General features: G+C 69.5%; 10 protein-coding genes and 1 rRNA gene. 2 read left to right on the top strand and 9 right to left on the bottom strand.

The features are described 5' to 3' along the window. Positions 1-11: 11 nt before the first annotated feature. The 3 genes from MLE64_RS00060 to MLE64_RS00050 all read right to left on the bottom strand — a co-directional run bounded on the left by MLE64_RS00060 (position 12) and on the right by MLE64_RS00050 (position 4,034). Positions 12-1,832: an energy transducer TonB gene (locus tag MLE64_RS00060; RefSeq protein ID WP_243314465.1), complete on the bottom strand. Its 1,821-nt coding sequence runs from the start codon at positions 1,830-1,832 to the stop codon at positions 12-14. Between the two features lie 119 nt (positions 1,833-1,951). Then, positions 1,952-2,620, bottom strand: coding sequence for a hypothetical protein (locus MLE64_RS00055; RefSeq protein WP_243314463.1), 669 nt, complete (start codon positions 2,618-2,620; stop codon positions 1,952-1,954). After that, complete coding sequence (locus MLE64_RS00050; protein WP_243314461.1) at positions 2,613-4,034, bottom strand: sigma-54-dependent transcriptional regulator; 1,422 nt, start codon at positions 4,032-4,034, stop codon at positions 2,613-2,615. Before MLE64_RS00050 ends, MLE64_RS00055 begins: the two co-directional genes overlap by 8 nt. 65 nt (positions 4,035-4,099) lie before the next feature. On the opposite strand from MLE64_RS00050, the gene MLE64_RS00040 reads away from it, so the two are divergent. After that, a complete protein-coding gene (locus MLE64_RS00040; RefSeq protein WP_279342832.1) occupies positions 4,100-6,451 on the top strand; it encodes a ComEC/Rec2 family competence protein in 2,352 nt (783 codons plus the stop codon). Here MLE64_RS00040 and MLE64_RS00035 read toward each other — a convergent pair. The 4 genes from MLE64_RS00035 to ettA are packed head-to-tail and all read right to left on the bottom strand — an operon-like array spanning position 6,420 to position 10,184. Continuing rightward, positions 6,420-7,001, bottom strand: a complete 582-nt coding sequence (locus MLE64_RS00035) for a phosphorylase (RefSeq protein ID WP_243314459.1) — start codon at positions 6,999-7,001, stop codon at positions 6,420-6,422. The two genes, MLE64_RS00040 and MLE64_RS00035, sit on opposite strands and share 32 nt — an antisense overlap. Positions 7,002-7,010: 9 nt before the next feature. Further along, complete coding sequence (locus tag MLE64_RS00030) at positions 7,011-7,868, bottom strand: DNA cytosine methyltransferase (protein WP_243314457.1); 858 nt, start codon at positions 7,866-7,868, stop codon at positions 7,011-7,013. Between the two features lie 4 nt (positions 7,869-7,872). Next, positions 7,873-8,490: a hypothetical protein gene (locus MLE64_RS00025; protein ID WP_243314456.1), complete on the bottom strand. Its 618-nt coding sequence runs from the start codon at positions 8,488-8,490 to the stop codon at positions 7,873-7,875. After that, a complete protein-coding gene (gene ettA / locus MLE64_RS00020; RefSeq protein ID WP_243314454.1) occupies positions 8,487-10,184 on the bottom strand; it encodes an energy-dependent translational throttle protein EttA in 1,698 nt (565 codons plus the stop codon). The genes MLE64_RS00025 and ettA overlap by 4 nt, the downstream gene beginning before the upstream one ends. 204 nt (positions 10,185-10,388) lie before the next feature. Here ettA and MLE64_RS00015 point away from each other — a divergent pair, with 204 nt between their 5' ends. Further along, on the top strand, positions 10,389-10,784 hold the full coding sequence (locus MLE64_RS00015; protein WP_243314452.1) for a DUF6982 domain-containing protein: 396 nt from the start codon (positions 10,389-10,391) through the stop codon (positions 10,782-10,784). Between the two features lie 6 nt (positions 10,785-10,790). Here the strand turns inward: MLE64_RS00015 and ppdK are convergent, their stop codons facing one another. Next, the gene (ppdK, locus tag MLE64_RS00010) at positions 10,791-13,505 is read right to left on the bottom strand and encodes a pyruvate, phosphate dikinase (protein WP_243314450.1); all 2,715 of its coding nucleotides are present in this window, start codon (positions 13,503-13,505) and stop codon (positions 10,791-10,793) included. Positions 13,506-13,620: 115 nt separating this feature from the next. Further along, positions 13,621-13,736: ribosomal RNA gene (gene rrf / locus MLE64_RS00005) — 5S ribosomal RNA — on the bottom strand. Positions 13,737-13,739 lie beyond the last annotated feature (3 nt).

Here is a 13,739-nt window from a genome sequence, read left to right as displayed (position 1 = left end):
TGGAACGTCGACTACCTCCGCTTGGGGAACTTGTAGACAATCTCGGGCGTCCAGCCGCGCACGGGCTTGCCGTCGCGGATGGCGGGGGCGAAGGAGGACTTGTTGGCCGCATCGATGGCCGCCTCGTCGAAGCCGAAGGCCCCGGACACCCCTTCGATCACGGACACCTTCAGCGGCTGACCCTGCTCGCCCACGAACACCTTCAGGCGCACGAGGTGATCCAGGTTCGTCTCCCACCGCATCTGGACGGCCCGGAGGGGGAAGATCGGCACCACCTGGTTCACCACGCGGGCGGGCTGGTCATTGACGGCAGCCACCTGCCTGGACGCGGCGGCCTGGGGCGTGGGCACACCGGTGGGTGTGGGCACGGCCACCGGGCGGGCGGCTTCCTGCATGGGCTGCGGCTTGGGCGCCTCGGGCACCGGCGGGGCGGCGGCGAGCTTGGTCTCGGCGGCCTTCTTCTGCTCGGCCAGCCGCTGCTCGGCGGCCCTCTGCTCGGCCATCCGCTGCTCCGCGGCCTTCTGCTGCCGCTCGACCTCCTGCTTGCGCTGCTGGGATTCTTCGAGCTGCTTCTGCAGCTTGGCCTTCTCCTCGGCGGACTTGGTCTCGCCGAGCTGCTTCTGGAGCTGGGCGGTCTTGTCCGCTTCGGCCCGGGCCTTGGCGTCGAGGTCGGCCTTCTGCTGCTCGATCTCCGCCTTGATCCGCTGGAACTCCGCCAGCTGCGCCTGGACGGCGGGATCCACCTTGGGGCGCCCGAAGAACATGTAGCCCAGGCCCAGGATCACCACCGCGGCGAGGCCGCCGCCGATGAGGACGGTGCGGTTCTTCTGGCTGACCTGCTCGTCCGCATGGCCATCGATGTGCTCGGCGCGGGTGGCGCCGCTGCGCAGGCTCTCGCCGGCGGCGGTGTAGCCGAGGAAGTTGTCGCCCTGCTCGGCCTTCATGGCCGCCGCATCCCGGTCGTTCTCCTCCCGGAAGAGCGTGTGCATGAAGAAGGCCATGTTGAACGTGGTGGGGCTGTACTCGCCGTCATAGAGCACGCGCTCGAGCTCGGTGCTGAAGTCCTCCACGGTGGCGAACGGCTGGCGGCCCTGCAGCAGGCGGCCGAGGAAGGCGCGGATCTCCGCGGGCAGCGGGGCCTCTTCCTGGGCGGCCTTGAGGGTGGCCTGATCCAGGGTGGCCTGGAGGTCGCCGCCGATGGGCAGTTTCTCGAAGGTCAACAGCTCGTAGAGCACGGCGCCCAGCGCGAAGAGGTCCGTCTGGAGGGCGTTGTTCTCGGGCCCCTGGAGGTAGGGGGCCAGCTTGCGCTTGGCCATGGGCGCCTTGGCCAGCATGCCCTTGGCGATGGCGGCGAAGGGCGCGTCCACGAGCTGCGTGGCCCCCTCGAAGCTCACCCACACGCTGTAGGGGCTCAGCACGCCGTGGCTGACGCCCTTGGCCTGCATCTGGACGATGCCCTGGGCCACGCCCTGGATGACCGTCAGGGCGTGATCCACGCCGAAGGGGATCTGCTCCTGCCTGGCCTTCTCGATGAGCTGGGCGAGGCTCCGGCCGGGCACGTAGTCCCAGGCCACATGGGGGGCCTTGGTCGTCTCCAGCCGATAGCCCATGCCGTAGATGCGGGCGCCGCCCAGGAGGGACACCACGCGGCCAGCCTCGGCCAGGTGCGCGTTCATGCCGGCCTGGAACATCTCTTCCGAGAAGGTCCGAACCAGCATGTGGCGATCGAAGTTGCTCCCGGCAATGACCACCGCCCGATGGATCGAACCGAAAGGATCGTTGGCCAGTTCAGAGGCCAGGAGATAGGACCCGAGGCGGGTGTAAGTGCCCATGACTGCTCCAGAGGGGATGGTTGGAACGATAGCCCGAAAGTCGCGATTCGCCTAGCCCTCGCGGGGTGGGATCTACCCCATCCATCGTCCCGATGCACGTCGGACTTCAGGTCTGGCCTTCAGGGTTGAGCGGGGATCTCCCACTGGTCGCCGGCCGCCCGCCAGGCCAGGATCCAAAGGTTCGCCGTGGCGTGCACCCCGTTGGAAAAAGCCAGCTGAAGCTGGGCGAAGGGCACCGACAGATCGTCCCAGGGGCCGATGCGGCGGCCCGTCTCCTCGTCGAAGTGGTCCCGGAGGCGGCGGTTCCGTTCGAGCTTGGTCGCCAGGAGGCGGCGCAGGGGCGGCCCCGGGTCCAGGCTGCCCGTGGCCGCCCAGTAGGGCTCCTGGGTCACCAGCAGGTGCGCCAGGTTCTGATCGGCGTAGGCCTCGAAGCTCTCCCGCAGCGGGCTCAGCCCTTCGGTCACGGAGGGATCCGTCAGCAGCTGGACCATGTGGGCCAGCACGCCCAGGTCGCGGACGATGTCCTCGGGGCGGCGATTCTCGTCGCTGAGGCGGAGGACCGTGCGGAACTGGGCCTCCACCTGCTCCACGGTGGGCGGCTGGTCGTTGGCCACGCCCCGGGCGCCCTCCAGCAGTTCCCGGGGATGGGCCCTCAGCAGGGCGGCCATGCCCTTGGGCAGCAGGCGGACGGCCTTGGCGGTCTGGGCCTCGTGGACCTTGGGTGACCAGGCCCCCAGCGGCAGACATGCCCAAAGCAGGGCCAGGAGGGCGCCTTTCGGTTCAGGCATCAGAGGTCTCCACGGGGACGGTCTGTTCCACCCTCCCATCCTGGCGATCCAGAGGGATGCCCAGGGCCCGGAGGCGGTGCAGCAAGGTGGTGCGGCGCATGCCGAGGCGCCGGGCCGATTCGCTCTTGTTCCAGCCGGTGGCCTGGAGGGCCTCCTCGATCAGGTGGCGCTCCAGGTCCTCCAGGAAGCGGCCCAGCCCCTGGTTCTGCGGCAGGTGCGGGAAGGCCGGGGAAGGCAGAACCCCCGCCACGGACGCGGGAAGGTCCTGGTGGAGGAGCCGCTCGGGATCGGAGCCCAGGGCCATGGCCCGCTCCACGGCGTTCTCCAGTTCGCGCACGTTGCCCGGCCAGGGGTAGGCCTCCAGGGCCTGCAGGGCGGCGGGCTCCACCTGCTTGAGGGGCAGGTTCAGCTCCCGCGCGAACTTGCGGAGGAAGTGGGCCACGAGCACGGGGATGTCCTGGGGGTGCTCGCGCAGGGGATGGATCTGCACGGGGATCACGTTCAGCCGGTAGAACAGGTCCTCCCGGAACCGCTTCTGCTCCACGAGGCTGGCCAGATCCTCGTTGGTGGCGGCCACCAGCCGGAAGTCGGCCTTCAGCGTGCGCGCGGATCCCAGCGGCGTGAACTCGCGCTCCTGGATCACGCGCAGCAGCTTCACCTGCAGGCTCGGAGGCATGGTGCCGATCTCGTCCAGGAAGAGGGTGCCGCCTTCCGCCTGCTGGAAGCGCCCGGCCCGATCGCTGCGGGCGTCCGTGTACGCCCCCCGCACGTGGCCGAAGAGCTCGTCCTCCAGCAGCGTCTCCGGAATCGCGCCGCAGTGGATGGGCACGAAGGGCCCCTGGGAGCGCGGGCTCCACTGGTGGATCGCCCGGGCCGCCAGCTCCTTGCCGGTGCCCGAGGGCCCGGTGATCAGCACCGTGGACGGCGATGGCGCCACACGCCGCAGCAGGCTCTGGAGCTTCTGCCAGGCGTCGGAGCAGCCCACCATGGACGGGCCCTCGGCCTGACCTTCGATCTGCTCCCGCAGCCGCTTGTTCTCCTGGTTCAGCTGCGCCTTCTCGATGGCCCGCAGCAGCGTGTGCTCCAGCTCCTCCGTGCGGAAGGGCTTGGGCACGTAGTCGTAGATCCCCATGCGCATGGCCTGGAGGGCCGTCTCCACCGAGGTCGAACCGGACAGCACCACCACCACCGTGTCGGGCTTGGCCACGGCCTCCCGGGCCAGGTCGAGGCCGTTCAGGTCCGGCAGCATGAGATCCACCACCGCCAGGTCGAACCGCTCGTTCCTCAGGAACTGGGCCCCCCGGCGACCGGATCCGGTGCCCACCACCTCGTGGCCGTGCCGGGACAGCAGCGTGCCCACCACATCGAGGATGGTGGGATCGTCGTCCACCAGCAGGGCCCGGGCCGGATTCATGTTTGTCAGGGTCCCTGGCCCGGAGCCCCCTGTCAAGGTTTGGACAGCCCAGGTAGACTGCCCCCATGCTCTCCAGATCCAGCCTGTGGCAGCGCCTGTCCGGGGCTTCGCTCTGGCCCCTGGCCTGGGCCCTGGCTGCCGCATGCGCGGTGCCCTGGCTGCTTCCGGAGCGGTGGGACGGCCAACTCGCCCCCCGGTGGCTGGTCCTTGGCGCCCTGGCCTGGCTCCTGACCCTGCCCCTGCTCCAACTCCGGTTCCGGCTTCAGCGATGGGCCGTGGTCCCACTTGCCCTGGGGCTGGCAGGCATCACCTGCCTGGGGCTCGCCCGCAAGGCCCGGTGGGAGACCGCACTCCCCATCGGCTTCCAGGCCCTGGAGGGCCGCATCGATGCCCCCTGGACCCTCCAGGGCGAGCGGCTGCGGAGCCGCCTGGAGGTCTCCGCCCCCGAGCCGCTGAGGGGTCTCTCCCTGCCCCTCACCATCCCCGCCGACGGCGAGCAGGCGCCGCCCCTCCCGGGCACGCCGATCCGCCTGCGCGCCGAGTTGCGGCCCGTGCAGGCCGCTCCCGTCTTTCTGGCGGAGCGCCCCCTCTGGCGGGCCCGCAGCGACGAGGCCCCCAGGCGCATCCACTTGGCTTCGGCGCAGCTGATGGAGGCCACCGGACCGCCGGCGCCCTCCCTCCTGCTGCGCCTCCAGGCCTTCGCCCGCCGGCGCTTCGAAGCCCTGCCCCTGGGGCCCACCGCGAAGGACCTCTGGGGCGCCCTGGCCCTGGGCATTCCGCCCGCGGACGAAGCCCACTTCAGCGTCTTCGCGGAGAGCGGCACCATCCACATCCTGGTGGTGTCCGGCCTCCAGGTGACGCTGGTGATGGCGGCGGTGGAGGCCTTGCTGCGACGCCTGCGCCTCCGGGGAGCCGGCGCCGGTGCCATTGCGGCGGGCCTGCTCTACTCGGGCCTGGTGGGCTTCTCGGCGCCTGTGTGGCGGGGGCTCTTCATGGGCGTAGCCTGGGCCATCGGCCGCAGCAGCGGATGGAAGCTGCCGCCGGTGGCGGGCCTGCACGTGGCCTTGCTGCTCTGGCTGCTGGGCCACCCGGCGGCGGGCGTGGAGCCGGGCTTCCTGCTCGCCTGGTGGGCCCTGCTGGGCCTGCTCTGGGGCGCCGAGCCCCTGGCCGGCCTGCTGTCGCCCCTGCTGGGCCGCCTCGCCCTGCCCTTCGCGCGACTGGCGGCGCCCTGGCTGTCCACGATGCCGCTGCTGGCCCTGCTGCATGGCGGTGCGCCCTGGTGGGGCATCCTGGCCAACCTGCTGGTGCTGCCCCTGGTGGCCTTCCTCACGCCCCTCTGCCTCCTGCTGATCCTGGTTCCCCTGCCCGGCCTCACCTGGGGCGCGGCGGCCCTGCTCACCTGGATGGGCGACCGCCTGGTGCCCGCGCTCACGGGCATCGCACCCCTGGCCACGGGTCGGCTGTGGCCCTGGCTCCTGCTGACCCTAGGCTGGCTGGCCCTGGCTCACCTGCAGGGAACACTGCGGCGCACACGGGCGCTGACCGTGGGGCTCGTCGCGGCTTCCCTGGGGCTGCTGGCCTTCCGCGGCACCGGGCGGGCCCCGGGGACCCTGACGCTGGAGGCCGTGGACGTGGGCCAGGGGGATGCGCTCCTCCTGCGCGTCCCCGGGGGCGACGCCACCCTCATCGACACGGGACCCGGGCCGTGGACGGGCCGGAGGCTCGCGCGGGTGCTGAGCCGGCGCGGGGTGCGAGAGCCCGTGCACCTGGTGCTCACTCACGCGCACGGCGACCACGCGGGTGGCTGGGCCACCCTGGCGCGGATCTGGCCGCTGGCCTCGACTTCCGTTCCGGTCACGTCGGAGGACGGGGACCCCTGGGAGGTCTTCCGCCCCGCCGGCGCCAATCCCTCAGGCCTGCTGCGCGGTGACGCCTGGGCCCGCGGCGAGGCCGCTTTCAGCGTGCGCTGGCCCGCCCGGGCCTATGCCCTTCCGGACGCCAACATGGTGTCCACGGTGCTGCGCGTGACCTGGCGCGACCGCGAACTCTGGCTCATGGGCGACGCCCTGGCCATCCAGGAGCGGGACCTGCTGGACCTGGGCGATCCCGGCGCCCTCCGCGAGGCCGGGCCACACCGCCTGCTGAAGGTGGGGCACCACGGCAGCCGCAACGCCTCGGATCTGGGCTGGATCTCGGCCCTGCAGCCCGAGGTGGCCGTGATCCCCGCGGGCCTGCGGAACCGCTTCGAGCATCCACATCCGGAAACCCTGGCCACGCTGCATCAGGCGGGCGTGGCCGCCTGGATCACGGGGCCCTGCTCTGGCGTGCGCCTGTCCGCTGTCCCGGCAGGCTGGCGCGTCGAGGCCGGCGACGGCGCCCTTTCGCTCACGCCCCTTCGAAGAAGCCCGAGGCCCTGAGCGCCTCCACCAGCCGCTGGCTGCCTTCGAGGTGATTGGCCTTCCACTGCGTCGGCGCCTCGGGCCCCACGTCGTTCACGACCACCAGCGCTCCGCCGCAGGGTACGCCGGCGGCGTGGCAGGCCGCGAAGACGCCCGTGAGCTCCAGGTGCTCGGCCGGGGCCACCGAGGCCAGCAGGGCCGCGCCTTCCCGGGTCTTCGTGATGGCGGGCGGCACGGCCACGGCGTGCGGCGGCAGGGGCCCGGCAAGCGTGGCGGCCCAGCGGATGCGTTCGAGGCCTGGCCGGTAGGCGCCGCCGCGCACTTCCTCCAGCGACGTGGCGATGGCCACGGAGGCCCACAGGCACTCGAACAGGGCCAGCCGCTCGTCATAGCGACCGCAGGTGCCGAGGAAGAGCACCGCCTCGGGCCGCCGTTCCGCCAGCAGCCGCGCCGTGGCCGCCGCCGCCGTCACCGCGCCGATGCCCACCGTGGCGGTTTCCCAGCCGGGCGGCGGATCCCCGGCCAGGGGACCGAGTTCCGGAGCGAAGGCAGACAGCAGGAGGCGCATGGGCCGATTCTACAGATGATCCAGTGCCCAGGCGGCGACGGGGATAGAGAGGCTGTTGCCCAGCAGCTTGTAGCGAGCCTCCAGCGACAGCTCTGGGGGAAAGCGGAAGCTCTCCGGCAATCCCAGCAGCCGTGCCACTTCGGCGGGCGAGAAGCGGCGCACGCCGCGCTCTGTTCTCAGGAAGGACCCGCTGCCCACAAAGCGCTGGCCATAGCCGCCGATGAAGCAGGTGCTGCGGCGCTCCGCCGGCGTCACGAAGTCCATCCCATGGCGGTGGCGGGCCAGGATCTCGGGCCGCAGATACAGCCCCTCGTCCTCCGCCGCATCCAGGAAGTCTCCCAGGGGACGCGGGGGCAGGTCCGGTAACGGCCGTGCCGCCAGCGGCTTTCGCGCGGCCACGACGAAGACACGAGGCCGCTGGTTGGGCAGGCCGAAGCGGCTGGGGCAGGCCTCCAGGTCCAGGCGGTGCAGGCCGTGCGCCCGCAGGCGCTCCGCCAGCAGGGCATGGGCGTCCGAGCCCAGGAAGCCGACCACGTTCTCCAGCACCAGGCGCTCCGGCGGCGCCTGGTCGAACAGGTCCATGAGGTGGCGGAAGGCCCGGGAGCGGCGGTCCTCCAGGCCATGCCGGTTCCCCATGCGGCAGAAGGGCTGGCAGGGCGGGCTCAGGAACCAGGTGTCGGCCCCGGCGGCGACCAGGTCCACCAGGGGGATCGTGGCCAGCTCGCGGGCCTTTGGGACCTCGCCGTGGTTCAAGGTGTAGGTGGCGTTAGCCACCTCGCTCACATCGTAGGCCGCCGCCACGCTGCCCTTGGTCCCGAGGGCCAGGCGCCAGCCTCCCAGGCCCGAGAACAGCTCGAGGGCGCGCATCGGCCTAGCTGCAGCCGCAGCTTCCGCAGCCGCCGCAGGAGGCCGCGGCGGCCAGGGTGGTGCCCCGGGCCAGCGCCTGCCCTTCGATGAACAGGCGCAGACCCATGGCCACCGCGGCGGCAGCATCGGCCCAGGGGAACCAGCGGTCGAGCAGCGCCCCGATCAGGAGCAGGCCGCCAAGTTCCAGCAGGGCGCGAGTTCGAGCGGCGTCCGAAGCCAGGCTGGGATGGATCTCCGCCCGGGCCCGCTTGGCCCACCAGAGGGGCGCCAGGAGGGCCAGGGCTCCGCCCGCCAGGATGAGCGAGGCAGGACCCGCCTGAGGCCTGCGGTCGCCCATGAGGGCCGCCGCGGCGGTCAGGATGGCGCCCAGGGCCAGGAGGCGCAGGAGGTGGCTGGCGGCGCGGAGGGTCAGGCGCTCCCGCTCCAGACCCCGGTTGCCGAAGCCCTCCCGGACGCGCTGCCCCACCACCAGGGAGGGCAGGCCCAGCAGGAGCGCGGCGGCGCCGAAGGTCCAGAGGGCGATGGCACCTTGATCGAGGCCAAGCCAGAGGGCGGGCACACCCAGGAGCAGGCCCGTCGCGGCAGCGGCGAAGGCAGGGGCCGCAGAGGCGTCCGCCTTCATCGCGTGAGCTTCCGGTACTTGATGCGGTGGGGATCGAAGGGCTTGAGGCCCAGCACATCCTTCCGGTACTGCTCGTATTCCGTGTAGTTCCCATCGAAGAACTGCACCTGGGAGTCGCCCTCGAAGGCCAGGATGTGCGTGGCCAGGCGGTCCAGGAACCAGCGGTCGTGGCTCACCACCACGGCGCTGCCGGCGAAGGACTCGATGGCCTCTTCGAGGGCCCGCATGGTGTTCACGTCCAGGTCGTTGGTGGGCTCGTCGAAGAAGAGCAGGTTCGATTCGCTCTTGAGCGTGAGGGCCAAGTTCAGGCGGTTCTGCTGGCCGCCGCTCAGCTCGGAGACCTTCTTCTGCTGGGAGTCGCCGGAGAACCCGAAGCGGCTCAGCCAGGCCCGGGCGTTGATGAGCTTGCCGCCCAGCTCGATCTGCTCGTAGCCACCCGATACGGCCTCGAACACGCTCTTGTCAGGGTTGAGGCCGGCGCGGAGCTGGTCCACGTAGGCCATGCGCACGGTCTCGCCCAGGCGGATGGTGCCGGAATCCGGCTGTTCCTGGCCCGTGAGCAGGCGCAGCAGGGTGGACTTGCCGGCGCCGTTGGGACCGATGACGCCCAGGATGCCTCCGCGGGGGATGGCGAAGCTCAGATTCTCGAAGAGCACTCGGTCGCCGTAGGCCTTGGACACGCCCTCCAGCTCCGCCACCAGATCGCCCAGGCGGGGGCCGCTGGGGATGTAGATCTCCAGCTCCTGCTCCTTCTGGCGGCCCTCCTCGCCCGCCAGCCGCTCGTAGTTGGCGATGCGGGCCTTGCTCTTGGTGTGCTGGCCCTTCGGCGACATGCGGATCCACTCCAGCTCGCGCTCGAGGGTCTTCTGGCGCTTCTGGTCGGACTTCTCCTCCTTGGCCAGCCGGCCCTGCTTCTGCTCCAGCCAGCTGGAGTAGTTGCCCTTCCAGGGGATGCCCTCGCCACGGTCCAGTTCGAGGATCCACTCGGCCACATGGTCCAGGAAGTAGCGGTCGTGGGTGACGGCGATGACCGTGCCCTTGTAGTCCTGCAGGTGCTTCTCCAGCCAGGCCACGGTCTCGGCGTCCAGGTGGTTCGTGGGCTCATCCAGCAGAAGGATGTCCGGCTCCTGGAGCAGCAGGCGGCAGAGGGCCACGCGGCGCCGCTCGCCGCCGGATAAGACGCCGATCTTCGTATCGGGATCGGGGCAACGCAGGGCGTCCATGGCCTGTTCCAGTCGGGAATCCAGGTCCCAGCAGTCGTGGGCGTCGATCTTCTCCTGCAGCTCGGCCTGCTTGGCCAGCAGCACGTCCATGTCCACATCGGGGTCGGCGAACTGGTCGCTGATGGCGTTGTAGTCCTTCAGCCACTTCACCTTCTCGGCGGCGCCCTCCTCGACGATCTCGCGGACGGTCTTGGCTTCGTCGAGCTGGGGCTCCTGGTCCAGGATGCCCGTGGTGTAACCCTTGCTGAGCACGGCCTCGCCGTTGAAGTCGTGGTCCACGCCGGCCATGATCCGCAGCACCGTGCTCTTGCCGGAGCCGTTGAGCCCCAGGACGCCGATCTTGGCGCCGTAGAAGTAGCTGAGCGATATGTCCTTGATAACGGGCTTGTTGTTGTAGATCTTGCTGACCCGCATCATCGAATAGATGATCTCGGGCTGATCTGATATCGCCTTGGTGGAGGTCTTGGCCATGATCCGCTCAAAAGGGCGATTCTATCGCGCCCGGCCTCGGGCCTTAGGCACCGTTTCCCATCCCCCGTGGGACCCGCCCGGACGTTTCGCGCTTTCCTGTGGCAAGGGCTTGCATCGAAAGCCGCGGGTTTGTAATTTAAAGTCAACAAACCGCATATGCAGGCGAATCTACCGCCTGCCGGCCCGGGTGGCCTGGAGATTCCCATGAACCAAGTGGTGGCGCGATTCCTGAACGGGACGACCCTGAAGGGCCAGACCAACGACTTTCTTCCGGCGAAGGATCTCTTCCACATCTCCTCGAACGGAAACATCGATGCCAAGCCACTGGAGGTGAAGGTGCCGGACCTCAAGGCCCTGTACTTCGTCCGCAGCCTCCAGGGTGATCCGGAGCACCAGAAGACCAACGAATTCCCGCCCAACGCCCCGGCCCCGGGCCGGAAGGTCAAGGTCACCTTCAAGGACGGAGAGGTGCTGGTGGGCACCACGCAGGGGTACCAGCCGGGTCGGCCGGGATTCTTCCTGCTCCCGGCCGACCCGCGCTCAAACAATGAACGGTGCTACATCGTGACGTCCGCCACTCAGTCGGTGGCTTTCGTCTAGGGCTGGTCAGTCCAGGGCCGCCTGGGCGGCCGCCAGGGTGGCGATGGGCACGCGATAGGGGCTGCAGCTCACGTAGTCGAGCCCCACGCGGTGGAAGAAATTCACGCTGCGGGGATCGCCTCCATGCTCGCCGCAGACGCCCAGCTTGATGCCGGGGCGCGCCGAGCGGCCCTTCTCGCAGGAGATGCGCACCAGCTCGCCGATGCCCTCCTGGTCCAGGCTCTGGAAGGGATCGTCCTCCAACAGCTTCTTGCCCACGTACTCGGGCAGGAAGGTGCCCGCGTCGTCGCGGCTGAAACCGAAGCCCATCTGGGTGAGGTCGTTGGTGCCGAAGCTGAAGAACTCGGCCTCCTGGGCGATCTTGTCGGAGGTGATGGCGGCTCGGGGAATCTCGATCATGGTGCCGATGGGGCAGGCGAACTGGGTGCCGCGCTCCTGGTTCACCTGGGCGATCTCATCCAGCATCTCGGTCTTGGTATAGCTCAGCTCTCGCACGGTCCCGATGAGCGGCACCATGATCTCGGGGATGGCTTTCACGCCTTCGGCGGCCACGTTCAGCGCGGCCTCGGCGATGGCCCGGACCTGCATGCGGATGATCTCGGGGAAGGTGATGCCCAGGCGGCAACCGCGGTGGCCCATCATGGGGTTGAACTCATGGAGCTGCGTCACGCGGCGCTCCACGGTGCCGAGGTCCACGTCCAGCACTTCCGCCATCTCCCGCTGGCCCGCCTCGTCCTGGGGCAGGAACTCATGCAGGGGCGGATCCAGCAGGCGGATGTTCACGGGCAGGCCGTCCATGGCCTTGAAGATGCCCTCGAAATCCTCGCGCTGGATGGGCAGGAGCTTGGCCAGGGCCTTCTTGCGGCCCTCGGTGTCCGTGGCGAGGATCATCTCGCGCACGGCGATGATGCGGTCTCCCTCGAAGAACATGTGCTCCGTGCGGCAGAGACCGATGCCCTGGGCGCCGAAGGCCCGTGCCACGGCGGCGTCGTGGGGCGTATCGGCGTTGGTGCGGACCTTCATCCGCTTGGCCTCGTGGCTCCAGGCCATGATCTTGGCGAAGCGCTGGTAGAGCTCGCTGTCCCCGGCCTTCAGGCGGCCGTCCACCAGCACCTGGTTCACTTCGGAAGGATGGGCGCTCAGCTTGCCGGCGAACACTTCGCCCGTGGAGCCGTCCATGGAGATCCAGTCGTGGCCGGCCTTCAGCTGATGGTCGCCTACCTTCACCAGACCCTTGGCCACGTCGATTTGCACGGCCGAGGCGCCGCAGACACAGGGCTTTCCCATGCCGCGCGCCACCACGGCCGCGTGGCTGGTCATGCCGCCACGGGCGGTGAGGATGCCCTGGGAGGCCACCATGCCGGCGATATCCTCGGGGCTGGTCTCCACGCGCACGAGCACCACGGGGCCCTCCTGGGCCATCTTCTCGGCCTGCTCGGCCGTGAGGGCGATGCGCCCCGTGGCCGCGCCTGGACCAGCGTTCAGGCCCTTGGTGAGCAGGTGGCCCTCCTTGCGCAGGCGATCCTTCTCCTTGGGATCGAAGACGGGCGCCAGGAGCTGGGACAGGCTGTCGGCATCGATGCGCTTCAGGGCCGTGTGGCTGTCGATGAGGCCTTCGTCCACCAGGTCGATGGCGATGCGGATGCCGGCCATGGCGGTGCGCTTGCCGTTGCGCGTCTGCAGCAGGTAGAGCCTCCCGCGCTCGATGGTGAACTCGATGTCCTGCATGTCCTTGAAGTGGGTCTCGAGGCGCTTGCAGGTGGCGTCCAGCTCCGCGAATGCGGCGGGCATGGCCTCTTCGAGGCTCTTCAGGCCGGTACCGTCGGCCTGCGCCCGGGTGATGGGCTGGGGCGTGCGGATGCCGGCCACCACGTCCTCGCCCTGAGCGTTGATGAGGTACTCGCCGTAGAACAGCTTCTCGCCCGTGGCAGGGTCGCGCGTGAAGGCCACGCCGGTGCCGCAGTCGTCGCCCATGTTGCCGAAGACCATGCTCTGCACGTTGACGCCCGTGCCCCAGTCATCGGGGATGCGGTGGAGGCGGCGGTAGGTGATGGCGCGGGCCGTGTTCCAGCTCTCGAAGACTGCGCGGATGGCGCCCCAGAGCTGCTCCATAGGCTCCTGCGGGAAAGCGTGTCCGGTCTCCTCCCGCACGATCTCCTTGAAGGCGGCGACGAGGGCCTTCCAGTCTTCCGCGCTGAGTTCCGTGTCCTGGTGCTTGTGGAGCCGCTCTTTCGCACGCTCCAGCTCCGCCTCGAACAGCGCATGTTCCACGCCCAGGACCACGTTGCTGTACATCGTGATGAAGCGGCGGTAGGAATCCCAAGCGAAGCGGGAATTGCCGCTGGCCTTCTCCAGGGCCAGCACGGTCTGATCGTTGAGCCCCAGGTTGAGCACCGTGTCCATCATGCCGGGCATGGAGACGCGGGCGCCGGAGCGGACGGAGAGCAGGAGCGGGTTCTCGTTGGATCCGAAGCCGCAGCCCCGCACGCCTTCGAGCCACTTCAGGGCTTCGATCACCTCGGCCTTGAGGTCCTCGGCGAGCTTGCGGCCATGGGTGTAGTAGGCGTTGCACTGCTCCGTGGTGAGCGTGAATCCCGGGGGCACGGGAATGCCCAGCCCCGCCATCTCAGCCAGGTTGCAGCCCTTGCCTCCGAGAAGGTTGCGCATGGCCGCGCCCCCTTCGTTACGGTTTCCCCCGAAGGTGTAAACACCTTTGTTCATCAGATCCTCCACGCGGAACTTCCAGTGTATCCGCCGTGACAGACAAATCACCCGGGGATACGCGGTTTGGTACGCGAAAACGGGTCACCTTGGAGGGTGACCCGTTTGGGATTTAACGTCGCAGCGACCTACTTTTCCACTCCTGTGGGGAGCAGTATCATCGGCCCTCCAGGTCTTAACGGCCGTGTTCGGGATGGGAACGGGTGTGACCCCTGGGGAAAAGCCGCGACGAAG

It is taken from the genome of Geothrix paludis (genome assembly GCF_022808815.1).
In the GTDB taxonomy this organism is placed as follows: domain Bacteria; phylum Acidobacteriota; class Holophagae; order Holophagales; family Holophagaceae; genus Geothrix; species Geothrix paludis.
The sequence above is the reverse complement of the archived record's forward strand: the minus strand, read 5'-3'. Positions and strand labels throughout refer to the sequence as shown.